The following is a 22,182-nucleotide window of genomic DNA, read 5'->3' as shown; positions in this document are numbered from 1 at the left end:
CAAGGGTGAATGGGCATGAAAAATATACGATTAAAAGTCGCCCGGGTCGAAAAGGATCTATCGCAGGACGATCTGGCACGGATCGTTGGTGTATCGAGGCAAACCATTGGTCTCATTGAACTGGGAAAGTATAATCCGTCCCTCAGCTTATGTATTGCCATATGCAAGGCACTCTCAAGAACACTGAATGACCTGTTCTGGGACGAAGAGCAGACATAAGCCGGATGGTTCCATTACGAAATCATTTATTATCACGCACATGATGCAGGAGGCATTATTTTGATCTATTTCAGGAAAAGAAAAATGGGTGCTTTACTTGCTCTGACTACCGCCATACTGGCATGTTCGCTCTATCCAACAGGGCTTGCAGGTGCTGCAGCATCAGCTACCATGGAGACCATTCAGGGGCAAGTAACTCAGGTACAATCCGCAAAAACATCGGATGAGAAAATTGCAGAATGGAACGAATGGGCTAGAGATCACACATATCGACTGGATAGCATCCAGCCTGTGTAGACAGGTCAGGAGCCCGATTCCTTCTCGGATCTGGAGATGCTGAAACCTCTACTCTATGACAAGCGAATTGTGTTTCTGGGTGAAAGCTCCCATGGGGTTGCCGAATTTAATCTGGCGAAGACCCGGCTGATCCAGTTTTTGCATCAGGAAATGGGATACAACATTCTTGCCTTTGAAAGCGGTCTTTCCAACACATCGCTTGCTAATACCATGGTAAAACAGCAACTTCCCGAACAAACGATGAAAAACTCCATCTTCGGCGTCTGGTGGTCCAAGGAAATCATGCCTTTATTCGATTATCTCAAAACGAGCGCACAGACTGAACGACCCCTGATTCTAACCGGTTTCGATATGCAACTGCAATTCCCACTGTTGGACGGTAACTGGCTGAAGGATAAAGAGCTCGCCAAGCGACTCGCACAAACGGAACAAAAGATGTCCAATTTCTCTGCCGGAACGGATCTGAAAGCCTATCGCGCTGAGAAAAATGAAATTATCAAGGTATACAAAGATGTCCTTCAATCCCTGAAATCCAAATCTAACCAGGCCTATCTGCAAATAGAATACCCGGATCAACCGAAACTTTCCATGCTGCTGGAGCGAAGCCTCAGTGATCGAATTCGTGTAGCAAGGGAATATGTCGATCTTTCGATCCGTGCAACGGCTGAAATGAATGAAGGAAAATATGAGTCGTTTTTTGATTCCATGGAGTGGCGTGATCAGGCGATGCATGACAATCTCATGTGGCTCGCTACCGAAGTGTATCCCAACGAAAAATTTATTGTATGGGGACATAACGATCACATAAGAAAGGCGCATAGCGAAGTCATGGGCTCGCCCTATCCCATAACCATGATGGGAGAAAAACTTTCGGAAGAAATGAAAAAATCAAGTTATGTTTTGGGATTGTATGCATCCAGCGGTCAAACGGCCGATAATTCCGGCGGACTTCATGCCGTTGAGCCGGCAAAACCCGGTTCCATTGAAGGCATCATGTCAGCAACGAATACACCCTACAGTTTTCTGGACCTGCGGTATCAGAACAGGGAAACAGGCAACTCATGGATGTTCGAACCACGATTTGCATACAGCTGGGGCATGATCCTGAGAGTTTTGTCCCACGCGATCAGTATGACGGCATTTTAATGATTGATGATGTTCATCCACCGCAATATATTCGATCATCCTCATCCGGCTCCAAAGAACAAAGCAAGGAATAAATACAAAAAGAGAGCTGCCAGCTCTCTTTTTTTTGTTTTCCAACTCACGTGTCTCTATTTACCTTGGTCGACTGCACCATAACTCCACGTCGATGTGTTAGCTAATAACAATCGCTGTTTTCGGTCACGAAAACAGGAAGAATAGTCAATTAAGATGCTTCCGGTAACCCTGAACCTTCTCATCCTTGAAACCTAACTTCTCATAAAATATATGTGCTTCCTTACGCTGATCACCAGACACCAGAATCATGTAACCACAACCCATATCTTTGGCAATCCGCTCAATCTGGAGCATTAACCTCTGCCCAATGCCCTGCCTGCGTACCTGATCCGATACAATCACATTCTCCACAACCATGAACGGTTTGCATGGACCCACCAGATCCATACACTCAATCCCCATAACGGACCCGACCAGCCTGTCATTGTAAAATGCTCCAAGCACATGATAATGACCATTCTGTTGTATGTAATGAAACATCTTTTTCATCTGTTGCTCATTGGTAGGCGTTCCCATCAACTCATTGTATAGCTGGCTTAGTGCCGGTAAATCTTCAAGTTTGATTCCTTTAATGGTAATCATCATAACCCTCCTGATTTTTCCTATTTCGCATGCTTTGTCTTAAGTAAGGTCCTTTTTAAAATAATAATGACTGTGTCCAGTCGGTGCATTCTCGATCGTTGTGATCAATTGGTAGCCATGTTTCTTGTAAAATTCCGGTGCTTGATAGGAGAAAGTGTTCAACATGACAAAATCACAAGATTTCTCTCGTGCAATTCGCTCAACTTCAAGCAACAACTGTGAACCATATCCCCGATGCCGTTGTTCAGAATCCACCCAAAGAATATCAACCTCCAGCCAGTTCCAGCAAAGTGTACTAAGCACACCTGCAACAATCTCGCCAGTCTCATTTTTGATATTGAAATTCAATTCTTCGTACCGATGCCTTAATTCCTCGCTCACATGTGCAGCATTATATGCGACTAATTGCTGGCGAACATACTCTGAATCCTTTGAAGTACTTGGATTGATATTGATTTGGGACATCCTCTTCTCCCCCTATCATCATTACTCACAGCCTCATTCATTTCTTGCATATTTTAACATAAAGTTATCCTTTACAAAAATAAAAAAACGTACCTTCCATAGCGGAAGGCACGTTGATGTAACTTGCATTTGTTCACATATGCTGTTTTAAAATACGCTACTCTATTTCTCTCAGATCAACGTACACGTGACCTACACCAACTTTGCCCAGAAGGTCCGTAACCTTCAACTCTATCCGAATTGGCTCACTACTCGTCCCCAGTGCAGTAATGTATAGTTTCTGTCCATCCATTCTGACATCTGCCAATTGTGGATCAGGGGAGTCAGCCAGTAGGATGAGGGTCGACCTAGCGTCATCTTCATCCTCAAACATAAAGGACAGGTCGATCTCAATCTCATCTCCATGAACATAAGCGATATTACCCGCAGGTGCCTCCACCAGCACAGGGGCAGCATCATCAAAATTATACATGTACACACGTTGCAGCAACGTGTGATGCATTGTGAAGTCAGGCTCTTCTCTCAGGGGGATGGAATTGTTCCTCACATCCAAGTATTGCAGATCAGATAGTCCGGCAATTCCAGCTGGCAGATGAACAAGCTCATTACTGTTCAGATCTAGTTTTTGCAGGGAGTTCAGCCCTGTCACATCGGAAATACCCGCATTTCTTGCATACAATCCTCCATTAGTCTGAATGAGAGCTGCCGCCAATTCATCTTTGGTCAGCGGATCATCCACATCATTTTGCAACCAATTGCGTTGTGAAGCCGTAGTTCATGGGTCTTCCTATATTCCTATATTCCTACCTTCCTGTCTGTAGCAACTTATAGTTTACTAGAATATAATTCAATCCCGATAACAGCGTAACTCCTGTTGCCAGCCATAATAAAATCACATCAACCCGCACCTCAGTTAGCAAACTAAACGGAACATGGTTCAACAAAATCGCAATGATGGCTGCCACCTGAAGCACCATTTTGATTTTTCCATACCGATCGGCTGCGAGAGCAATGCCCTGCTCTGTTGCTACCATTCGTAACGCTGTAATCACAATTTCACGTCCTATAATGATTACAGCAATCCATGAACTGATCATATTCTCCTGAACCATCATGACGAGCGCTACCGCAATCAACAGTTTATCCGCCAGTGGATCGAGCAGCTTTCCCAGATTCGTGATCTGATTATATTTCCTCGCCACATATCCATCCAATTTATCCGTACCTGCTGCTACTGCAAATATAATTAGTGCAATCATCACGTTTTGCTGATTGAGAAAACAGATCATAAACAATGGAATCAACGCGATTCTAGCCAACGTGATTTTATTTGCCAGATTCATTAGATATCTCCACTCCTCACATCCATGTTGGCTAACTGACCTTTTTTCCATTTTCGAATTCGGGTCCGAAAAGATTTAAAAGGGGCTACCGAATTAATCTGGATCCACTTCACCATAGCCCACCCAGGCTTGGTACCCGTCCACTGTCTCATCCCTTGTACAAATAACTCCTCTTCGCTAAGGGAGTTAATCCAGTTCTGCCATTGTTGTTCTGTCTCCCGAAACAAAGAGCGCAGCTCCTCCAGCGTATAACCTGAATACTTTTCGTAAAATGATTCATTTAACGGCCCCAATTGGTTCCATTTATACCCTGGTGCAGGCATATGACATTCATGTCCCAACTGTTCCTTTCGCTCCCAATCCATCACCAGGTTCATCCATCCCAGCTGGTAGGCGACCATCTGGGCAGGGGTTTTATCCACACCTTCAACCCACTTATCTTTGTCACTGTTATGGATGTCATTGAATTCTCCCTCAAATAATACATAGGTGCGTCGAATCGTCTCACTTAATTCTTTCTTCGAGGCATATAGAATTCCAGGCACGCTGCTCCACTCCCCTCGTTCCACAGTTTTACACGAATCAGAAGCATGGACTCTATCATCATTTCGACTCAATTCCATAATCATCCTTTTTTTAGTTCGCTCTATTCATTTCTGTAAGACAAAGGGCAGTCTGTAAACAATACAGCTGCCCTTTACTCAACCTATTTTGCTATATCAGCATACTCCTGAACCCAATTCTACAAGGCTTCCTTAATCACCCGTTTATAGTACCACACAGACAACAGGCCAAAAATCGAATATAACAATGTATAAACTATCATGACAATGACCGTAGGTGTCGCCAGCTCCGTACCAAAGAAAAACCAACCTGATTTCACGGCAAAGTAACTATGACTCAATCCCACCACAAGCGGAATACCGAAGTTAAACAACTGCTTGATCTGAATTCCCCTCAACAGATTGCCTTGCGTAAATCCAAGTTTACGAAGAATGGTATAATTACCCTTCTCCTCTTCGCTCTCGTTCATTTGTTTAAAGTACAGGATACATCCCGATGTAATCAAGAACGTCAAACCAAGGAAACCAACAATGAACATAATCAGTCCCATATTATTACGTTGGTTATTTCTGAACTCAATCTGGGAGAAGCTCGGTGCTTCCAACTGCAGCTCCTTATATACGGCATATGCCTCTTCAGCCTGCCCCTCTTTCAGAATACGTACACCATAGTAGTCAGCCCACTCGGATTTTTGCAGCTCGGGATCGAGATCCTGTCTCAGCTGTTGGTATACCGTTTCATCTACTACCGCTACAGGCGTGCCCCTAGTATAATACGCAGGAAGAACTCCCTGTTTGGTGGTTCCGATCAGTTGTTGGTCCAACGTTCGCTTCAACCCATGCAAGACGATTGGACCTGTCTCCTGAATGTAAATCAACTGCTTAATAGCATTTCCATATCCCATGAAGATCACTTCACCTGGTTGCAGATCTATGTTATCTACCATGTTGTCACTCAACACACTGCTGAACAGGTACTGTTCCGTCATGGACTCATCCATCACTTCATGAGCATCAATTTCAATATAAATAGGCTGTCTATGATTCTCCTCATATGGAATCTGTTTATGTTCCAACTCCGTTACAAAGCGATTTTTCACCTCAACCTGAGCAAATGAAAAATCCTCCGGCAAGCTTTCCTTCGCCTGAGCCTCTGCCGAATAATACGAAATGTAACTGAGTGACAGCATACCAATAGCAAGCGCCGACACGGTTGTAATAATCGTGAGCAACAATGCATTAGATTTCATGCGGAACATGATTGAAGATAAAGACAACACCTCATGAATAGTAAGGTATCCGTTTTTACTTTTGCGAATCAGATTAAAAATAAAACTTACCGAACCCTTATAGAACAGGTATGTCCCCAGTATGACCGAGAAGAGAATCAGGATCATCGTATACATCAACTGCTGCATGTCCATTGCCTCACCGCTGAACAGCCGTGCAGACATGAAGTATCCATACACAATCAGGGCAATGCCCAAGACGCCAATAATCATCTGTCCGACAGACATCTTCTGCACCTGCTGCTCCGAAGTGGCAGACACCCGAAAGAGTGAGAGAATGCTCTGTCTCTTGATAAAAGTGTAGTTCATCAGCATGATGAGCAGATACATTATCGTAAAGACAATCACCGTTTGCATCAGTGCCATCGGAGAGAAATACAGTTTCGTAATCGCATCCACACCGAGAATTTTGAACAATATCATCAATACCAGCTTGGACGCAAGAAACCCAATTAACACACCGATAGCCATGGAGCCAAAATAGAGGATACTGTTCTCCGCACTCAAAATACCAAAAATTCTGCCTTTCGTCAGTCCAATCAATTGGAATAATCCAATTTCTTTGCTGCGCCGCTTGATAAAGATCGTATTGGCATAGAGCAAAAAAATGCCGACAATGACGATTAACAGTACTGAAGATGCACCTATGGCCGCCGCACCTTTTGTTGAAGCAGCCACCTCATCCATGGAAGGATCATACTGTAACGTCACAAAGGAAAAATATAAGGCCACACTGAACACAAGCGCAAATACATAGAGATAATAATTCTTTAGATTTTTCCTGAGATTGCGGAAGATGATATAATTCAAGCTCATTGCTGTACACCACCCAATACGCCCTGGGTTTTGATAATATCGTTGAAGAACGATTGCCGGGACTCGTCTCCTTTATTCAACTGGGTGTAGATCTGACCGTCTCGAATAAAGATCACTCTGCTGCAATAACTTGCGGCAACCGGATCATGGGTAACCATAATAATAGTCGCTTTTCGTGCGCTGTTCATATCACTTAACTTGCCGAGCAGATCCGAAGCGGACTTGGAATCCAGCGCTCCTGTCGGCTCATCCGCAAAAATGATACTCGGCTCGTGGACAAATGCTCGTGCTGCCGAAGTCCGCTGCTTCTGACCCCCTGAAATCTCAGATGGATACTTGTCTTTCAGTTCATATATCCCCAGTTCACGGGCGATCTGTTCAAACTTCCGGTGTGCCTCCTGCTTTGGAATGTTCGTGATGGAGAGCGGCAATAATATATTTTCCTTCACCGTTAGCGTATCCAGCAGATTGTATTCCTGAAAAATAAAGCCCAGATGATGTTTGCGGAACTCAGCCAGCTGTTTCTCCTTCATTCCGGTAAATTCCTTGCCCTCAATATCAATCGTGCCCTGGCTCACCCGATCAATGGAGGAAAGTACATTAAGCAGCGTCGTTTTACCCGAACCCGAAGGCCCCATAATACCAACAAACTCTCCCTTGCTCACTCCAAGATCAATGCCCTTCAGCACTTCCTGTTTATTCAGTTTATTACCATAGACTTTATGAATTTTTTTGGCTTCCAGTATCCACATATCCCACTCACTCCTCTTAAATCTTCTGCAAAAATGCTCATGTCTATATCATAATCGGGATGTGCAGTGTTATCGTGTGATTCACCGAACAAAACCAAAAAGCATGTGACATTGTTGTCACACGCCTGCAAGATGCACCATGTCGTTTTTTCGCGGAAAAGTAAGTGTGACGGTTGTGCCCTCGCCAAGAGAAGATTCTACATGAATGTTCATATGAAGCGTCTGGACCACTTGACGAACCAAATATAGTCCCATCCCGGTTGCCGCCCCATCCATTCTGCCTCGGGTAGACGTAAATCCTTTATCAAATATACGCTGCAGATCTTGTGTCTCAATCCCTCGCCCGTGATCCTGAATGATCAGTACAATATGTCCATCCTGTTCCCGCGTTTCGATGAGGATATCCGATGAATCACTATACTTCACCGCATTGCTCAGCAACTGCCGGAGGATGAAGCCTAACCATTTGCTGTCTGTGAGCACGCGCGATACCATCAAAGACATATCAAAGCCAACACCCTTGGAAATGCACCACGATTTCAACGCTCGTATCTCGCTATTCAATACCGGTTCAAGTTCCGTCTCTTCGATGAACAAGTCATTGTGCATAAATGGAATACGCTTCTGATGAAGTTGCTGATCCAGTAACTGATGGATTCGTAACCATTCATATGTCATTTGGCTCTGTAACTTGTCATCTGGCAAGCGCTCGATCATCAGTTGCAACGCTGTCAGTGGGGTCTTCACCTCATGAATCCAGGATAACATCTCGTCCTTCTCCTGTTCTAGAGCGATAAAATGGTGTGACGTCTCCTTACGGTACCGCTGTGTCTGGGAACTGACCGCCTCATGTACAATCTGCTCATATGGACTTTCGGCGATATCGAGTTCTCTCAGATCATAGGTATGATCCCAGAGGCTCAATTTTCTATAGAAACGGGTCTCTTTCAGGTATCTCGCCCAGATAAAAACAAGACATACCACCACATTCAGTCCTACGATATACATCACAGATTGGAATGGAATGGACGAGTCCAGGTAGGCCACCAATAAAATAATAAGTTGCATGCTTATCAGTAGCCATAACCAACTAGCCCTTTCTCGTATGTACTTTCCGATCATGCTTCTGCCTCTTCCGTTGCCATGTATCCCTGACCTACTTTGGTTTCAATGTACTGCTCCAAGCCGATGGGTTCTAGTTTCTTCCGTAACCGATTAACGTTAACCGTCAGCGTATTGTCACTCACGAAATGCTCATGATCCCACAAGCTCCGGATGAGGTCCTCACGGGAAACAATCTGATTTTTGTGCTCGACCAGCACTTTAAGGATGAACATCTCATTTTTGGTTAACAGAACAGATTCATCCCCGCAGGTTAGTGTATTTTTCACATATTCAATAGCAGCACCGCGCCAGGTTCGGAGTTCAGTATGCTCTGTGTTATAGTTATACACCCTCCGCAAAGTCGCTTGGATCTTGGCAATCAATACATCGAAGTGAAAAGGCTTCTGGATAAAATCATCTGCACCCAAATGCATGGACATGACCATATCCGCAGGATGATCCCGTGAGGACAAAAAGATAATCGGCACATTGGAGTGCGAACGAATGATCCGGCACCAATGGAACCCGTCATATTGGGGTAACTGAATATCAATAATGACCAGTTGCGGCTGAATTACGCTGTACTCCTGCAATACCTTTCCAAAATCCTGCACACCATACACGTCATACGACCATTGGGACAAACGTTCCTTGATTTCAGTGAATAACGATTCGTCGTCTTCAATGAGCATAATTTTAAACAAGAGATTCACCACGTTTCTGATCTTCTAAGGTTGAATAAGGTAATCAGGCCCCATTGTTGCAGGATCACCTTTACCGTTACGAATCGTACTTCCGATCGCTGTTACCAGTGTACAGGGAAATTGGGCTTATATCAAAAAGGTATCCTTACTTATTACTTCACAAGAAAACAGGCAAAACGAAGTATACGATATTAACTCTCGGTGGAGTGTATAACATGGCTTGCATCACTGTGTTCATCGATCCGCACGATCAACTGCTTCGCTACATCTTGTGGCGATCTTAATTGTCCTGTTTCATATACTTGATTGAACATACCCGCAAGGGCGAACTCCTCTGCACTTTTGCCTCGTGCAACAGCCTGCAATTCCGTATCGACCATCCCCGGATCAAAAGCAATAATCTCAACAGGGTTCTGTTGCCCCGTTTGCTCCAGAGATACGCATTGGGTGAACATGTTCACGCCTGCCTTGGATGTACAGTACACTGCCATTGAAGGCGCGGGATAACTTCCCGAACCCGATGAAAGATTAACAATTTTACGTCTGGCGGACAGGTGATTTGTTTGTTGAATAAAAGATGAACTCAATATCATTGGCGCTGCGAGGCTGATGTTAAGACTCTGACTTATCTCTGCCGCACTGCACTGATCGATAGGTCTTAGTGGCTCCAGCATCGCTGCATTATTAATGAGTCCAATGAATTCAGCTTCCTGAGACGGAATTTGGTCCAATATGCGTGTAATCAAATCATCGATCCCATTCAGTTCGGCAAGATCGTACTGAACATGGCGGTAACGTCCGCTCCATTCCTCGCTTGATTCCAACAGATCCGAACCCCCGCGTGAAATACCGTAAACGTAATCCCCCTTAGCCAATAATAACTCTGCAAGTTGTAAACCAATCCCTTTGGATGTGCCTGTAATGATAAAGTGTCTTCTTCCTGTTTCTGTTCCCATTTCGATACTCCCCCTCCTCTATCTTCAATCGATCATATCCCCATATAAGCTTATGAATCTTTCTTTCTCCACAACGTGGCCCAGAGAAAAGGTACACCAAAACATAGTTCATGCTGCTCCATCGTCTTCATCGCACGGAACTCCACACATTCAAAGCCATCTTCCAGCATGTAGCGAAGCTTCTCCTCCGTGAATGCAAGACCACCTCGCATCGACTTCTCTTGATACACCTGCCAATCATTCATAACGATCTCTGGCCCACCAATATCTCCATAACCAGGAGCAAAACAAGTCATTCCAAAGTATCCTCCAGGCCGGAGTGCATTGTGGATCATTTCTATGTAAGGAATGCGCTGATGTGGTAACAGATGATGCAGACAACCCGAGTCGTAGACAAGATCATATTCTTGCTCTGGGGACAATTCGAACACAGATCGACATTCAAAATGCACGTCCAATTGCTCTTCTGCCGCCCTCTCCTTAGCCCAGGCAATCGCTGTCTCCGAAAGATCATAAGCATCTACCTGATAGCCTTGGCGGGTTAAATACAACGCATTTCTGCCCGGGCCACACCCCAGTTCCAGTGCCTTGCCACCGCTTAGCACACCTGCGTTCAGATGCGCTACCAGATTTTCATCCGGTTTGTTTGGGAAAAAGGGTATTGGTCTGTTCCGATCCTCATAGAAAGGTTCCCAAAACTGCTTGGCAGATCTGAAGTCCGCATCGAGCATATCATATAGATCCTGTACACTTTTAATCGTCTTTTCCACAACCACATTCCTCCTTAAATTCTCCATTCAAACCTTCATTTTCGACTATTCATTCCTCGTCATTTTCATTAAATCAGCCACACTCTATTATAACATTTTTACCCAGTAGTTCTCTATTTTTCTTGTGCTTTTCTACTTAAAAACAGAAGCTTTTTTCCAACAAAAAAACGACCGACATGAATGTCGATCGTTTACAATCATTGGGGTTTTAAGTTGTAACTTACTTCGCCCGTTCCAAGACTGCAAAGTAATTTCCTTCATTATCAGCAAAGTTGAAGACACGCCCGGTTGGCATCTCAACAATCTCTCCAACCGTTACATGTTTACCAGCCAAGTCGGCATATAATTTATCCAGATTTTCAGTGAAGAACATTAACGAAGGTGTTCCCAGGTTTACACCCGCCGACATCCGTTCAACGAACTCCTTGTCATGGAGAATAATACTCGTCTGCGAGTCTGGGGTAGGCGCGATCTCAATCCATCTCATGCCCTCGTCAAGGGTTACTTCATCGACAATGTGGAATCCAGCTACTTCGGTCCAAAAAGCCAGTGATTCATCTTGATTATTGACATACAACATAACCTGGCCGACTTTGCTAAACATGGATCAATCACTCCTCTGATCATCTAATCTCTTAACATCCTGCTTATCATCCCTCAAATTCCAATAGAGTATAACATGCAGGACAGCTTTTTTGATCATCTTTCTTTGCAAGTACTAACTCCACATTAGAATTATTGCGTGGCTTTTAACTTCTTCGTAAGATAAAGTACAACATCGTCGTCCATAATCGTTTCTTCACCCGGCTGAATGTAATGATCATGTTTGTGTACACCGTGACCGTCTGGTATGTACCCGCGATGGGCATATAGAACTTGCGCTTTGCCATAATCGGAAAACATACCTACACCAATGCCTGCTACATCCGTTCTTTCCAGAATAACTTCCTCTGCTCGGTCCATCAACCGTGAACCAATACCTTGGCGCTGGAACTTCATCAGCACATTAAAATCGTTAATTTCGGGAATGCCTTGTTCCCTGAAAGACGGGTAGCTGGAATTCCACAATACATTCACGTATCCGGCAAATTCTCCATTCAACTCGGCTACCAAGGTTACGCGTTCCCCATTCTGTTGTTCAGCCAAGTAATGAAGATACTGCTCAGGGGATCTCCCCCAACCCTGCTCCTGAAACGCCTTTGATATGATTACAGGATCGTTCTCATTTAATAGTCTGATATGTACACTCATTGATGAATCCTCCTTAAAAGATATTTCTAATAGCTATATTCCCAATCTATCCCGAAGCGATGTGATGTGAGCAACATGGTGTTTGCCATGCCAAGCATACATGCCCAGATTGTAATCCAGTCTTGTCGTTTCTTCCGATGAGGGATGATAAAATTGTTTGGCATAATCTGCATCTGTCAGCGCGTTTAACAGGAACACCCAACGACGATGGAGGGCATCCAGAATCTGAAGCGAGAATTCGACATCCAGGTCTCTTGAATCACTCAGTTCAGCCCAGCGCTCTTCATAATAAGGCCGAATCGTTGGTGTATCCTCTGTCAGCGCCAACTTGAAACGAATCATACTGTTCATATGGCTGTCTGCCATGTGGTGAATAACCTGTTTGAGCATCCATCCGCCTTCTCGATACGGTAGACTTAATTGCTCTTCACTCAATCCCTTTACCGCTTCTCGTGCGCGTTCAGGCAACTCAGCAATGTCCTGAATCCACTGCTCTCTCTGCGCGGGCGTAACTTCGCCCGTGTGTACAAATGGTCCTATCGGAAATCTTTCATCCATCCATTATTCCTCCTTGTTTGTATGATTCAAAATAACTTCAAACAGGATCTACAGGGCATATTCCATAAGCCAACAGTCTCGCATCTGTCCTTCGTGCTGCTCATGTTTCTCCAACAGCTTAATCTTTTGGAAACCACATTTCTCATAACAGGATATCGCTCTTAAGTTCCAAGCCTGAGGGTCCATAACCACTTTACGGGCTTGTTGTTCATTAATCAGATAAGCCAGCATGGATTGCATCAATTGTGTACCAATGCCTTTATTCCAGTAGTCTGCCTCACCAATAAACTGATCCGTTCCATAGATGATCTCATCCGTGTCTCCATAACCATACTCCGTTCGTTCTTCTTCCTCAAGCTCATAGAACTGAATGTATCCAATCGGATGTCCTCCATATTCAACGATACAACGAGTAGCATCATCTTTCTGATTGTAGTAATGCTCTCTCACCTGTTCCAGGTCATGCGGCCGATCACGCCCTTCATAGTATTGAAGAACTTTCGGATCTGACAGCCATTTCACCAAATGGTGTTCATCTTCTGTTTCCAAGAAACGTACGGTGATTTCATTCGATTCATATACATTCATCATTCGGTTTACTCCTTATTGATCTCCAGATTCTCACCCGTAACCCAACTCAGATCCTTCCCTAACAAATGCTCGTTGTGAACATAATACACCAAGGGATTCTCAAGCGGTTGAGTCGTTCCATCCGAAGATCTGAGCGTTAACCGCAACTTGTAGCTCCCTATCTCATCAGGTATCGCAAATCCTATCAGATTATCAGCTGATTTCATGGTTTTCCCCTGCGCCTTCAGATACTTTTCCAGAATGACTTGATCAAGATAGGAGCTGCCGACAGACGAAGGCATGTACCACGCATCATCTTGTTCTTCAGTGAATGTGACCCCTTCCCATCCAGGGACAACAGGATACACCATATGTCGATCCCTGTCTTCTCTTTTTCGCGTTATCTCTAACTCTACCTCAACTGCGTCCGTATCAATCTGCCTGATTGTACCTGCCATCACAACATCCTGTGCACTTACACTTGGAATAACATAGCTGTATATGAGCAGAGTCACCAAGAGGATTATCGTTATTCCCGTAATCCAAAATATTGTACTTTTACGCATCTGTCTGATCCTCCCGTCTGGTTAATCATACTTCTGGAGTAGCTCCTTCTCTGTTAAAGATTGAGTTAACCTATCCAACTCAGGGGATGCCGTCCAATCACTGGAGGTATTCAATCCATGCTTGATGGTATGTATCGCGCTATGTGCAGACATGTATATATTATGGTGGATTCCAGGTTGGACAATGATGTGCTCTCCTGCACGCATCACTCGAATCGAAAACATCTGATCGTCTCCATAACTGGCATACGCAATCCATCCGGTTTGCACCACATAAAACTCCGTTAAGTTGATATGTACATGACTGTTTTGCCATGCTCCGTGGGGAGAGGCAACAGTTCTACAATAATAACTGCCATCTTCTGCTATCATTTTATATTTTTGTTCCCCGTTCGCCATCTGTTCGAAGCTGGTTTTGACACCCGTTTCACCATATTTCTGTTCTGAAAATTCTATGTTCAATCCGCTTCACCTCCTGACAAAAAATCCCTTTATTTAAACATTCGACATAGGTACGTCGATTCTCCTGTTTGGATATGTGATATATCTTTGCTAAAATATGAAACGCTTCTCTTCCAGCTTCCGTATTAAGGTCGAAGCCGTATGTATCCCATATAATAAACCATCTGATCTGGAGGTTGAGCGCATGTCATTTTTCAAGAAAATGTTAGCCAGTGTAGGTGTTGGAGCAGCCAAAGTGAATACAGAATTGCATACACCAGAGGTCACGCCTGGAGGAATCATCTCGGGGGTTGTGTACATTGAAGGTGGAGATGTGGAACAGAACGTAGATCGAATCTATCTTTCAATCAAAACCCATTACATACGGGAGCACGATGATCGTAAAGTAAAAGAAACAGCCGTTATAGCCAAATATTTGCTCACCGAAGGTTTTACATTACAGCCTGGAGCCAAATTGGAGAAAGACTTTTCATTTGATCTGCCAGAAAATCTGCCGATTACACTACATCGTGCAGAAGTTTGGGTAGAAACAGGGCTCGATATTTCAAGTGCTGTAGACCCCTCAGACCGTGACAGACTGCATGTTGTTCCTAGCAAAGACATGAACACCGTGCTCGATGCAATTGATATCCTTGGTTTCAAGCTCCGTGAAGTGACCAATGACTATGCACCAAAGCTGGGCGGTAATCTGCCATTTGTGCAAGAGTTTGAATTTGTACCAACAAACAAATTCCGTGGGCATCTGGATGAGCTGGAAGTCATGTTCTATCCGATGGGCGATTCGCTGGAGCTGTTATTACAGATCGATCGCCGCGCTCGTGGGCTCAGTGGAATGTTCTCCGAAGCCATGGGCACGGATGAAAGTTTTGTCCGCCTGCATCTGTATGAACGACATCTGGCGCGAGGGGCGCATTCTGTCGCTCAAGGACTGGAAGAAATCATTTCCAAACATATCTGATTGTCATCTGTACCAACAGCACTTTGGCACATCCGTGTCGAAGTGCTGTTTTTTTGTACTACGATAACTCGATCTCAATTATGTATAGAAACTTTTGTACAGGAGTTAATGGGTATATTAGATATAAAAGGAGGGAATATGATTGTCTACACAACCCAACAATTCTCAGATGAACGAAGATCGAATCATTGTCATCGGTGCAGGGCTCGCAGGTTTGAGTTGTGCCTTTGAACTTGTAGAACATGGAAAGTCTGTACTGGTCCTCGAAGCTGCCCCCTATGTAGGCGGACGCACAGGGAACTGGAATGAGCGGGGAATGGAGGTGGAGTCCGGGTTCCACAAATTCATTGGATATTACAAAGCACTGCCAGATCTGCTTGAACGTGCTGGCATTGACCTTGATGATATGTTGGTATGGGAAACCACGATGGAAGTCCGTCACCCAAATGTCGATGAGCATGGTGAATTTGGACTTGACGTTATTCATGCTCCCCTCAAAACACTATCAGGTGTGCTGGGAAACAATAATTTCATCACGCCAGCCGACAAGGCTTCACTTATTCCTTTTTTAGCTGCTGGCTTCAAGGAGTGTGTATCCAGCCCTGAGGAACTCGATTCAATATCGGTGCTTGATTTTGCGAATCAGCATGGGGTAAGCGAACAGGCTCTGCAACGAATCGTTGAACCGTTATCTTCAGGCATTTTTTTCATGCCACTTGATAAATATTCTGCGTATGCCTTCTTTGGCCTGTTCCTGCCGGGTATTCCTCGGATTCATAAAATGCGAATTGGTGCCTTTACTGGCGGCATGACGGATGTCATGTGTGCGCCTCTGGCTGCTACCATCACGCAAAAAGGAGGACAAGTACGAATCAACGCCCCAGTAATCCGACTACTCTATGATTCGGAGGGTCTGAAGGGTGTTGAACTGGAAAATGGTGAACAGCTCTCCGCTACACGTGTTGTTGTAGCTACCAATATCCGACGTTCCCAACAATTACTTGAAGAGCACTTCAGTGAACATGAATGGTTTCAGCCCTTTTTGAGTCTGGATGCCATGCCACACGTTACAGCACAGTTCGAATTAGAGCTGCCGCTCCTGCCCGAGGACCGTACAACCTTTGGGCCAGGCACCGACATCGGTTCATTTGGGGAGCAATCCCGAACAACGTTTCGCGGGCGGCCTGGCAGAGCTTCAATCATTCTGGTTAATCCCGACGAACTCATTGATCTGCCTGATGAGGAAGTATGGGAGCGTACCAAACAAGGGTTGGTCGATATCGGACTGGCCGAAGGTGTGTCTTCCGTAACGGATTACCGGATTGTTCGGGGGAATGAGAATTTTTATCGGATCTCACCAGGCAATGAGCCCAAGCGACCCGAACAAGTGACTCCAATTCAAGGGTTATACCTCGCTGGGGATTATACTAAACAGCCCATGTTCACCACAATGGAAGGTGCTGTGATATCTGGTCAGAAGGCTGCGGCCGGCATTCTTAATATATGAGGATAACGAAAAGCAGCCCTATTATCAGTGAACTGACAATAAGGGCTCTTTTTAGTGTATAAAGAAATATGTGTTACGAGATTACTATCGACTAGGGGCGCTGCTTCCGCTGCTGGAATTGTGAGCGGATAACATAATAAGCAGTTCCAAACAGGATAACTGCGCCTATGCCAACGATTATCATGGAAGAATCCCACCGAACAATAGTTCCAAAAGCAACCTTGGATTGCAGTGGGGTACCCGAAGAAGCGGTGTTTGTCAGATCAGGTACGTAATTCATGGTCATGATCATGCCTTGAACGACATTCCAAGCTGCAAAACCAATGATGAATAACAGGGTAACCAGAACGGATTCCATCGCTAATCGTTTGTTCATACTTGTCATTTATCTCCTTTTCCCGATTCAATTAGACAAGATGTGCTGCATTTCCTGTTTTAAACGATCTTTATTTTCATCCACATATTGATACAGAAAGTCGAAGCTTTCTTCGTTATCCGATTGCATGCTCAAATTCGCGGCTTCCAGTTCAATCTGCTGCAATACCTCATGAATCTGTTCCCCGTGTGTTTGCAGGCTTGTCGTGATATCGTCTTCAGACAGGCCATTCACATTATCTCGTAATTGCCCGTGCGTTACGCCGCTTTCGGACAACATCTGCTCTATTTTCTTCAGGATCACGACATCTGCATCATTGCCGATCCGCTCCATCGCTGCTATTGTCTCACCGAGATACTGTCCGCTGATATTCTCAAGGAAACCGGTCATCCCGTTCATGGACAGCTCGGTATCCAGATCAATGATTAGAATGATATCTTGCAATACTTGCGGAAGTTCCGGCCCACTTTCTCGAATCGTCGAAAATTCAGCCCGATACAGGTCCATGGCAACACTCCCCACCACTTCTTCACCCGACATCTCTTCAAGCTGATCGAGTGATAACAACTCCTGCAACTCTTCTTGTAACTTATTCATCTTTCTCTGCCTCCTGTATCTCTCTGTCTAAATAGTTTGAACGTGTTTTTTACACTGGACCACTGCGCGGTCAGAATAAACTTCCGATCGCTGTTATCCCCAGATTTTTTCAATCCCTTTATTAAAGGGTAAAATCCGGTGATAAAGGCGAACGCTCCGCTTCTTCAGTTTTTTTCTGCCCTCTCCGTTTCGTGTAAATTTCAAGTTCAACTACGCCGACACGTTATTACATCATAGCAGAATACGCTATATAAGTTGAACTTATGGAAGTTACATGTTCGTGCAGAAGTCATTTTACAGGGAATATCGTCAAGTTAACGTGCACTTGACCTCTGGAAAATGTTCCGCTGTTATGATCTTGGCATCACGAGTCTTGGGAGGGGTAATGATGCGCCTGGCCTTGTTCACAGACACCTATCTTCCGGAAACCAATGGTGTTGCTGGCACGCTCCACCGCTTGAGTAACCATCTGAACCGCAGAAGAATTGAACATCTGCTGTTTACTCCGAACTCCGTCATTGAAGGAAGCCATGAGACTCAAGTTCGATCGGTTGCCAACATCCCTTTTTTTCTGTATCCCGAATGCCGCATTGCTCTACCCAACAGAGCAAACACACACAAACAGCTACAAGCCTTTCAGCCCGATCTGCTGCATATCGCTACGCCTATTAATATGGGGCTGCTTGGCCTGAGGTATGCACTCAAACACCATCTTCCGCATGTTGTCTCCTACCATACCCACTTTGATCGTTATCTCGAATACTACCGGTTAAAAAGTATGATTCCGCTCTACTGGAAATATATCCAATGGTTCCACCGCGCCTGTGATGCAACACTGACTCCATCGCAGGAAACATTAAACACCCTGCAAGCCCAGGGCATTCAACGTCTGAAACTTTGGTCTCGCGGGATTGATTGCAACCTGTACTTCCCTGATAAACGCAGCTCGGATATCCGTGAACGATACCACATCACCGCTCCCCTTATTCTACTCTACGTTGGACGCATTGCCCCGGAAAAAGATATCGCTACGCTCACGACTACCATGCAGCAGCTGCCCCAGGAAATGCAGTCCCGTGTACACTGGATTATCGTTGGCGACGGCCCATCTCTCCCCAAAATGCGTCTGCAATCCCCATCCAATGTCACCTTTACAGGATATATGCATGGCGAAGAACTTGCTGTTATGTATGCTTCGGCAGATCTGTTTGTGTTTCCTTCCTCTACGGAGACATTTGGCAATGTGGTACTGGAAGCGATGGCTTCCGGACTCCCTGTGGTGGCGGCCAATGCCGGAGGTGTAAAGGATCTGATATCCCACCACCGTAACGGTGTATTATTCGAGCCAGGTCAGGCTGATGCACTGATTCGGGAGATATGTCTCTGGGGAAATCACGTGAACCAATTGAGGATAATGGGACTGGAAGGCAGAAAGCTGGCTGAGCAGCGGTCGTGGGAGCATATTTTTGATACACTAATCGGGGATTATGAGGAGGCTATCGAACATCGGAACAGACGAACGAAAGATCGAATTATTACAGCGTAGTCGGACGAAATCAGCTTCTTCCAACAACCCATAATAACCGCCTCTGCCCTCTGTTAAGTTAAACTGGTTCGCCCCGTTCAGGCCGACCGTAGCAGCATTTGCACGCTACTACAGTCGGCCTGAAACATGTTTCCAATACACTTCATAACAAAACCTACATCTTGGAATGGGTTGAGCTGTTACACGGTATGTAGACACATAGAGCCTCATTTATTGGAATTATTTAAAATATTTCGAATGATTGTATATGACAGATTGTCAAACCAAGTGCGACAGTTCCTCTGTGAAAGATTCGTGAGCGGTTCTCCAACCCAAGCATTTTCGTGGTCTGTGGTTTATTAGATCTAGTGAACTGGCAAGATCTTCATCCTCGACTTGAGCGAGATCGGTGCCTTTCGGGAAAAACTCTCGAAGCAATCCATTCGCATTCTCATTGGAACCGCGTTGCCAAGACGAATATGGATCAGCAAAATAAACGTGCAGGTCATGGCTTGTTTCCAGATTGGCATAGCATGTTATGAACAAACACTCTAAAAAGCGACCTATTGTAAATCATCACCATAAGATATCATTATTTTAGCCCGGTATCGGTTAGTATTAATCCACATTTACAGGCTCGATCACTTCGAATAAAAATGGATTACCATTTAAATATTCTCTTATGTATGCTTGGGCATACTTTTGTTCATCGATTAAACTGGTTGTTTCTCTTGGATCAGAGGCGTGATGGCAGCAGTTCTCGATCATGAACATGACAAAAAAACATTCCAGATCCCGAATATAGTCGGTTTCCAACTTCCTAATACTCTCATAACCTTGGATAAGCATCCATCGATGCTTTGGCCAAAGCTCCAATATGGTGCCTGCCATATCGTAGAGATAATATCCGTACCCACATCTTCCAAAATCAATCGGATAGGGTTGATTATCCTCAAAAACCATATTACCGGTATGTAAATCAGCATGAATGAGCCCATAGTTATGTTCACTTGGATGCATCGTGGTAAGTTGGGATACAACCTTCTCAGCTGCATCTTGATACAGCTTCCATCCCTCTTCGGATAAAAAACGCTCATAGTAACGTTCCAACTTAGCCATTTCACGTTTAAAACTTTCTACTCCCCAAGTAGGTCTTACAAAATCAGAAGGTGGATTGAAATCCTTTGCTGCTTCATGGAGCCTGCTCATCAATACACCTATATTATATGCTTGACTATCTGTAAATTCACCTACAACTTTTTCACCCTCTATCCATCGCATCATTGTTATATAAGGGCGCCTATATCCTGTCTCTGTTTCGATGTCCAATACATAAATACTATCACAATTTGCCATCCCTTCTGGTACTTTTAGATCTTTCGATTTGTTCAGTGCTTGTAACAGTAGGAGTTCCGAACGAATTTCCTCTCTGCTTAATCGGTCCGAATGAATGCGAAGTAAATAATTGTTATCTGTACTGGTTTCAATTTTATACGTGATCGTATCGCCGGATAGTTGAATAAACTGGATGTTATCCCATTCTACGTCATACTTTCGAATTGCAGATAAAGCGACTTTCCTTGCTCTGATTAATAACGCCCGCCGTTCTTCATCAGTATCAAATCTAAAAAATTCATTCATTTGTTATCCCCCTGCAATTTTTATGAAGTAAATTAACTACTTCTCTTATATGTTATTATAACGATAGTAAAAGCTTGGAAATATGTAATAAACAATTTAATTTAAACTATACTTACGACAGATTATCAAACCAAGTGCGACAGTTCCTCTGTGAAAGATTCGTGAGCGGTTCTCCAACCCAAGCATTTTCGTGGTCTGTGGTTTATTAGATCTAGTGAACTGGCAAGATCTTCATCCTCGACTTGAGCGAGATCGGTGCCTTTCGGGAAAAACTCTCGAAGCAATCCATTCGCATTCTCATTGGAACCGCGTTGCCAAGACGAATATGGATCAGCAAAATAAACGTGCAGGTCATGGCTTGTTTCCAGATTGGCATAGCATGCAAACTCCTTTCCCCGGTCAGCCGTGGCTGTGAGGAAAGTGCCTGTGGGATACTGTGAGATGGCTACACCAAGCGCAATTTCCATAGACAGAGCAGTGCGATCAGGCATGAGAATGGCGGTATATAGACGGGTTTTGCGTTCAATGAGCGTGGCTATGCATCCTTTACTTTTCCCACGACTAGATACGACGGTATCCAGTTCCCAGTGCCCAAACGTTTCACGAGAACGAACCTCTTGGGGACGATCCGAAATGGATCTGCCAATGGCAAATTTACCGCGAGTTTCTGCGGGTTTCTGACGCTTTCCTTTGTGCCGAAGAACCTGTAACGTGCCTTGAACCAGTCGACCTGCGTAGATCCAGCGATAGATCGTTTTGAAGGATACTGCTGGCAAGCCTTCGGTACGGAAGCGTTGATTGATCTGTTTCGGAGACCACGTTGCCTTCAGTTTTTCCTCCAGTGAAGCAGCTAAGGTGCTTGACCATTTACCTGAAGAAACAGAGGATTGACGACGCTTCTCATAAGCGTTCTGAGCGTGTTCTGCCTGATAGGGATACGATGAATTAGCACGATCTAGTTCGCGGCAAATCGTGGACGAATGTCTCCCCAGTTCTTTTGCAATAGCTCTTGAGCTTTTGCCTTGTCTGTGGAGGATTTCTAGCTTGCTGCGTTCGATTATGCTAAGATGTGAATAACTCATGGACTGAT

At 44.6% G+C, this 22,182-nt stretch carries 27 protein-coding genes and 1 pseudogene; 6 read left to right on the top strand and 22 right to left on the bottom strand.

Annotation, left to right across the window (positions count from 1 at the left end; all coding sequences use genetic code 11):
• The first annotated feature begins 15 nt into the window (after window positions 1-15).
• The 3 genes from MHB43_RS08665 to MHB43_RS08655 are packed head-to-tail and all read left to right on the top strand — an operon-like array spanning window position 16 to window position 1,662.
• Window positions 16-219, top strand: a complete 204-nt coding sequence (locus tag MHB43_RS08665) for a helix-turn-helix transcriptional regulator (protein WP_175399435.1) — start codon at window positions 16-18, stop codon at window positions 217-219.
• A 60-nt stretch (window positions 220-279) separates the two neighbouring features.
• Complete coding sequence (locus MHB43_RS08660) at window positions 280-516, top strand: hypothetical protein (protein WP_405131755.1); 237 nt, start codon at window positions 280-282, stop codon at window positions 514-516.
• 36 nt (window positions 517-552) lie between these two features.
• Window positions 553-1,662, top strand: a complete 1,110-nt coding sequence (locus tag MHB43_RS08655; RefSeq protein WP_405131754.1) for an erythromycin esterase family protein — start codon at window positions 553-555, stop codon at window positions 1,660-1,662.
• Window positions 1,663-1,881: 219 nt separating this feature from the next.
• On the opposite strand, the gene MHB43_RS08650 is transcribed toward MHB43_RS08655, so the two are convergent.
• From MHB43_RS08650 to MHB43_RS08570, 17 genes are all read right to left on the bottom strand, one after another.
• The gene (locus MHB43_RS08650; protein ID WP_339307546.1) at window positions 1,882-2,322 is read right to left on the bottom strand and encodes a GNAT family N-acetyltransferase; all 441 of its coding nucleotides are present in this window, start codon (window positions 2,320-2,322) and stop codon (window positions 1,882-1,884) included.
• 36 nt (window positions 2,323-2,358) lie between these two features.
• On the bottom strand, window positions 2,359-2,784 hold the full coding sequence (locus MHB43_RS08645) for a GNAT family N-acetyltransferase (RefSeq protein WP_221822766.1): 426 nt from the start codon (window positions 2,782-2,784) through the stop codon (window positions 2,359-2,361).
• A gap of 157 nt (window positions 2,785-2,941) precedes the next feature.
• The gene (locus MHB43_RS08640) at window positions 2,942-3,523 is read right to left on the bottom strand and encodes a leucine-rich repeat domain-containing protein (protein WP_339307544.1); all 582 of its coding nucleotides are present in this window, start codon (window positions 3,521-3,523) and stop codon (window positions 2,942-2,944) included.
• Window positions 3,524-3,587: 64 nt separating this feature from the next.
• Complete coding sequence (pgsA, locus tag MHB43_RS08635; protein WP_221822764.1) at window positions 3,588-4,127, bottom strand: CDP-diacylglycerol--glycerol-3-phosphate 3-phosphatidyltransferase; 540 nt, start codon at window positions 4,125-4,127, stop codon at window positions 3,588-3,590.
• Window positions 4,127-4,672 (bottom strand): ClbS/DfsB family four-helix bundle protein, encoded by a 546-nt coding sequence (locus MHB43_RS08630; RefSeq protein ID WP_339183350.1) that lies wholly within the window; start codon window positions 4,670-4,672, stop codon window positions 4,127-4,129. Before MHB43_RS08630 ends, pgsA begins: the two co-directional genes overlap by 1 nt.
• A gap of 197 nt (window positions 4,673-4,869) precedes the next feature.
• Complete coding sequence (locus MHB43_RS08625) at window positions 4,870-6,795, bottom strand: ABC transporter permease (protein WP_221822762.1); 1,926 nt, start codon at window positions 6,793-6,795, stop codon at window positions 4,870-4,872.
• Window positions 6,792-7,547, bottom strand: a complete 756-nt coding sequence (locus MHB43_RS08620; protein ID WP_339183347.1) for an ABC transporter ATP-binding protein — start codon at window positions 7,545-7,547, stop codon at window positions 6,792-6,794. The genes MHB43_RS08625 and MHB43_RS08620 overlap by 4 nt, the downstream gene beginning before the upstream one ends.
• Window positions 7,548-7,664: 117 nt before the next feature.
• Complete coding sequence (locus MHB43_RS08615; protein WP_221822760.1) at window positions 7,665-8,669, bottom strand: HAMP domain-containing sensor histidine kinase; 1,005 nt, start codon at window positions 8,667-8,669, stop codon at window positions 7,665-7,667.
• Entirely contained in the window at window positions 8,666-9,355 is a 690-nt protein-coding gene (locus MHB43_RS08610) for a response regulator transcription factor (RefSeq protein WP_221822759.1), read from the bottom strand. Before MHB43_RS08610 ends, MHB43_RS08615 begins: the two co-directional genes overlap by 4 nt.
• A gap of 191 nt (window positions 9,356-9,546) precedes the next feature.
• Window positions 9,547-10,311: an SDR family NAD(P)-dependent oxidoreductase gene (locus MHB43_RS08605; RefSeq protein WP_221822758.1), complete on the bottom strand. Its 765-nt coding sequence runs from the start codon at window positions 10,309-10,311 to the stop codon at window positions 9,547-9,549.
• A gap of 50 nt (window positions 10,312-10,361) precedes the next feature.
• A complete protein-coding gene (locus MHB43_RS08600) occupies window positions 10,362-11,108 on the bottom strand; it encodes a class I SAM-dependent methyltransferase (RefSeq protein WP_405131753.1) in 747 nt (248 codons plus the stop codon).
• Between the two features lie 193 nt (window positions 11,109-11,301).
• Window positions 11,302-11,685, bottom strand: coding sequence for a VOC family protein (locus tag MHB43_RS08595; protein ID WP_405131752.1), 384 nt, complete (start codon window positions 11,683-11,685; stop codon window positions 11,302-11,304).
• A gap of 131 nt (window positions 11,686-11,816) precedes the next feature.
• Window positions 11,817-12,332 (bottom strand): GNAT family N-acetyltransferase, encoded by a 516-nt coding sequence (locus MHB43_RS08590; protein WP_405131751.1) that lies wholly within the window; start codon window positions 12,330-12,332, stop codon window positions 11,817-11,819.
• Between the two features lie 33 nt (window positions 12,333-12,365).
• Window positions 12,366-12,890, bottom strand: coding sequence for a YfiT family bacillithiol transferase (locus MHB43_RS08585; RefSeq protein ID WP_405131750.1), 525 nt, complete (start codon window positions 12,888-12,890; stop codon window positions 12,366-12,368).
• A 48-nt stretch (window positions 12,891-12,938) separates the two neighbouring features.
• Window positions 12,939-13,478, bottom strand: a complete 540-nt coding sequence (locus tag MHB43_RS08580) for a GNAT family N-acetyltransferase (RefSeq protein ID WP_405132408.1) — start codon at window positions 13,476-13,478, stop codon at window positions 12,939-12,941.
• An 8-nt stretch (window positions 13,479-13,486) separates the two neighbouring features.
• Entirely contained in the window at window positions 13,487-14,026 is a 540-nt protein-coding gene (locus tag MHB43_RS08575; protein ID WP_405131749.1) for a hypothetical protein, read from the bottom strand.
• Window positions 14,027-14,047: 21 nt separating this feature from the next.
• The gene (locus tag MHB43_RS08570; RefSeq protein WP_405131748.1) at window positions 14,048-14,488 is read right to left on the bottom strand and encodes a hypothetical protein; all 441 of its coding nucleotides are present in this window, start codon (window positions 14,486-14,488) and stop codon (window positions 14,048-14,050) included.
• A gap of 184 nt (window positions 14,489-14,672) precedes the next feature.
• Here MHB43_RS08570 and MHB43_RS08565 point away from each other — a divergent pair, with 184 nt between their 5' ends.
• Both MHB43_RS08565 and MHB43_RS08560 read left to right on the top strand, forming a co-directional pair.
• On the top strand, window positions 14,673-15,446 hold the full coding sequence (locus tag MHB43_RS08565; protein WP_405131747.1) for a sporulation protein: 774 nt from the start codon (window positions 14,673-14,675) through the stop codon (window positions 15,444-15,446).
• A gap of 142 nt (window positions 15,447-15,588) precedes the next feature.
• Complete coding sequence (locus tag MHB43_RS08560) at window positions 15,589-16,953, top strand: FAD-dependent oxidoreductase (protein WP_339183330.1); 1,365 nt, start codon at window positions 15,589-15,591, stop codon at window positions 16,951-16,953.
• A gap of 91 nt (window positions 16,954-17,044) precedes the next feature.
• Here MHB43_RS08560 and MHB43_RS08555 read toward each other — a convergent pair whose 3' ends face one another.
• Window positions 17,045-17,329 carry a hypothetical protein gene (locus tag MHB43_RS08555; protein ID WP_339183328.1) on the bottom strand — a complete coding sequence of 95 codons (285 nt, stop codon included), beginning with the start codon at window positions 17,327-17,329 and terminating at the stop codon, window positions 17,045-17,047.
• A 27-nt stretch (window positions 17,330-17,356) separates the two neighbouring features.
• Window positions 17,357-17,926 carry a hypothetical protein gene (locus MHB43_RS08550; RefSeq protein WP_339183326.1) on the bottom strand — a complete coding sequence of 190 codons (570 nt, stop codon included), beginning with the start codon at window positions 17,924-17,926 and terminating at the stop codon, window positions 17,357-17,359.
• Window positions 17,927-18,311: 385 nt separating this feature from the next.
• On the opposite strand from MHB43_RS08550, the gene MHB43_RS08545 reads away from it, so the two are divergent.
• On the top strand, window positions 18,312-19,472 hold the full coding sequence (locus MHB43_RS08545) for a glycosyltransferase family 1 protein (RefSeq protein WP_339183324.1): 1,161 nt from the start codon (window positions 18,312-18,314) through the stop codon (window positions 19,470-19,472).
• A 258-nt stretch (window positions 19,473-19,730) separates the two neighbouring features.
• Here MHB43_RS08545 and MHB43_RS08540 read toward each other — a convergent pair.
• From MHB43_RS08540 to MHB43_RS08530, 3 genes and pseudogenes are all read right to left on the bottom strand, one after another.
• Window positions 19,731-19,985 (bottom strand): annotated as a pseudogene (locus tag MHB43_RS08540) (IS30 family transposase); the annotation flags it as partial.
• Between the two features lie 84 nt (window positions 19,986-20,069).
• Window positions 20,070-21,092: a phosphotransferase gene (locus MHB43_RS08535; protein ID WP_339183322.1), complete on the bottom strand. Its 1,023-nt coding sequence runs from the start codon at window positions 21,090-21,092 to the stop codon at window positions 20,070-20,072.
• Window positions 21,093-21,217: 125 nt separating this feature from the next.
• Window positions 21,218-22,174, bottom strand: coding sequence for an IS30 family transposase (locus tag MHB43_RS08530; protein ID WP_405131746.1), 957 nt, complete (start codon window positions 22,172-22,174; stop codon window positions 21,218-21,220).
• Window positions 22,175-22,182: the final 8 nt, after the last annotated feature.

The organism is Paenibacillus sp. FSL H8-0317 (genome assembly GCF_045040685.1).
Lineage (GTDB): Bacteria > Bacillota > Bacilli > Paenibacillales > Paenibacillaceae > Paenibacillus.
Note: the sequence above shows the minus strand (reverse complement) of the source record. Positions and strands in the feature narration are given on the sequence as shown.

Excerpts from the sequence above, each read along its gene's own strand:
- MHB43_RS08665 (WP_175399435.1), top strand. The coding sequence starts at position 16 with ATGAAAAATATACGATTAAAAGTCGCCCGGGTCGAAAAGGATCTATCG.
- MHB43_RS08655 (WP_405131754.1), top strand. The coding sequence starts at position 553 with ATGCTGAAACCTCTACTCTATGACAAGCGAATTGTGTTTCTGGGTGAA.
- MHB43_RS08650 (WP_339307546.1), bottom strand. The coding sequence starts at position 2,322 with ATGATGATTACCATTAAAGGAATCAAACTTGAAGATTTACCGGCACTA.
- MHB43_RS08645 (WP_221822766.1), bottom strand. The coding sequence starts at position 2,784 with ATGTCCCAAATCAATATCAATCCAAGTACTTCAAAGGATTCAGAGTAT.
- pgsA (WP_221822764.1), bottom strand. The coding sequence starts at position 4,127 with ATGAATCTGGCAAATAAAATCACGTTGGCTAGAATCGCGTTGATTCCA.
- MHB43_RS08625 (WP_221822762.1), bottom strand. The coding sequence starts at position 6,795 with ATGAGCTTGAATTATATCATCTTCCGCAATCTCAGGAAAAATCTAAAG.
- MHB43_RS08620 (WP_339183347.1), bottom strand. The coding sequence starts at position 7,547 with ATGTGGATACTGGAAGCCAAAAAAATTCATAAAGTCTATGGTAATAAA.
- MHB43_RS08615 (WP_221822760.1), bottom strand. The coding sequence starts at position 8,669 with ATGATCGGAAAGTACATACGAGAAAGGGCTAGTTGGTTATGGCTACTG.
- MHB43_RS08605 (WP_221822758.1), bottom strand. The coding sequence starts at position 10,311 with ATGGGAACAGAAACAGGAAGAAGACACTTTATCATTACAGGCACATCC.
- MHB43_RS08600 (WP_405131753.1), bottom strand. The coding sequence starts at position 11,108 with ATGGAGAATTTAAGGAGGAATGTGGTTGTGGAAAAGACGATTAAAAGT.
- MHB43_RS08595 (WP_405131752.1), bottom strand. The coding sequence starts at position 11,685 with ATGTTTAGCAAAGTCGGCCAGGTTATGTTGTATGTCAATAATCAAGAT.
- MHB43_RS08590 (WP_405131751.1), bottom strand. The coding sequence starts at position 12,332 with ATGAGTGTACATATCAGACTATTAAATGAGAACGATCCTGTAATCATA.
- MHB43_RS08585 (WP_405131750.1), bottom strand. The coding sequence starts at position 12,890 with ATGGATGAAAGATTTCCGATAGGACCATTTGTACACACGGGCGAAGTT.
- MHB43_RS08580 (WP_405132408.1), bottom strand. The coding sequence starts at position 13,478 with ATGAATGTATATGAATCGAATGAAATCACCGTACGTTTCTTGGAAACA.
- MHB43_RS08575 (WP_405131749.1), bottom strand. The coding sequence starts at position 14,026 with ATGCGTAAAAGTACAATATTTTGGATTACGGGAATAACGATAATCCTC.
- MHB43_RS08565 (WP_405131747.1), top strand. The coding sequence starts at position 14,673 with ATGTCATTTTTCAAGAAAATGTTAGCCAGTGTAGGTGTTGGAGCAGCC.
- MHB43_RS08555 (WP_339183328.1), bottom strand. The coding sequence starts at position 17,329 with ATGAACAAACGATTAGCGATGGAATCCGTTCTGGTTACCCTGTTATTC.
- MHB43_RS08550 (WP_339183326.1), bottom strand. The coding sequence starts at position 17,926 with ATGAATAAGTTACAAGAAGAGTTGCAGGAGTTGTTATCACTCGATCAG.
- MHB43_RS08545 (WP_339183324.1), top strand. The coding sequence starts at position 18,312 with ATGATGCGCCTGGCCTTGTTCACAGACACCTATCTTCCGGAAACCAAT.
- MHB43_RS08535 (WP_339183322.1), bottom strand. The coding sequence starts at position 21,092 with ATGAATGAATTTTTTAGATTTGATACTGATGAAGAACGGCGGGCGTTA.
- MHB43_RS08530 (WP_405131746.1), bottom strand. The coding sequence starts at position 22,174 with ATGAGTTATTCACATCTTAGCATAATCGAACGCAGCAAGCTAGAAATC.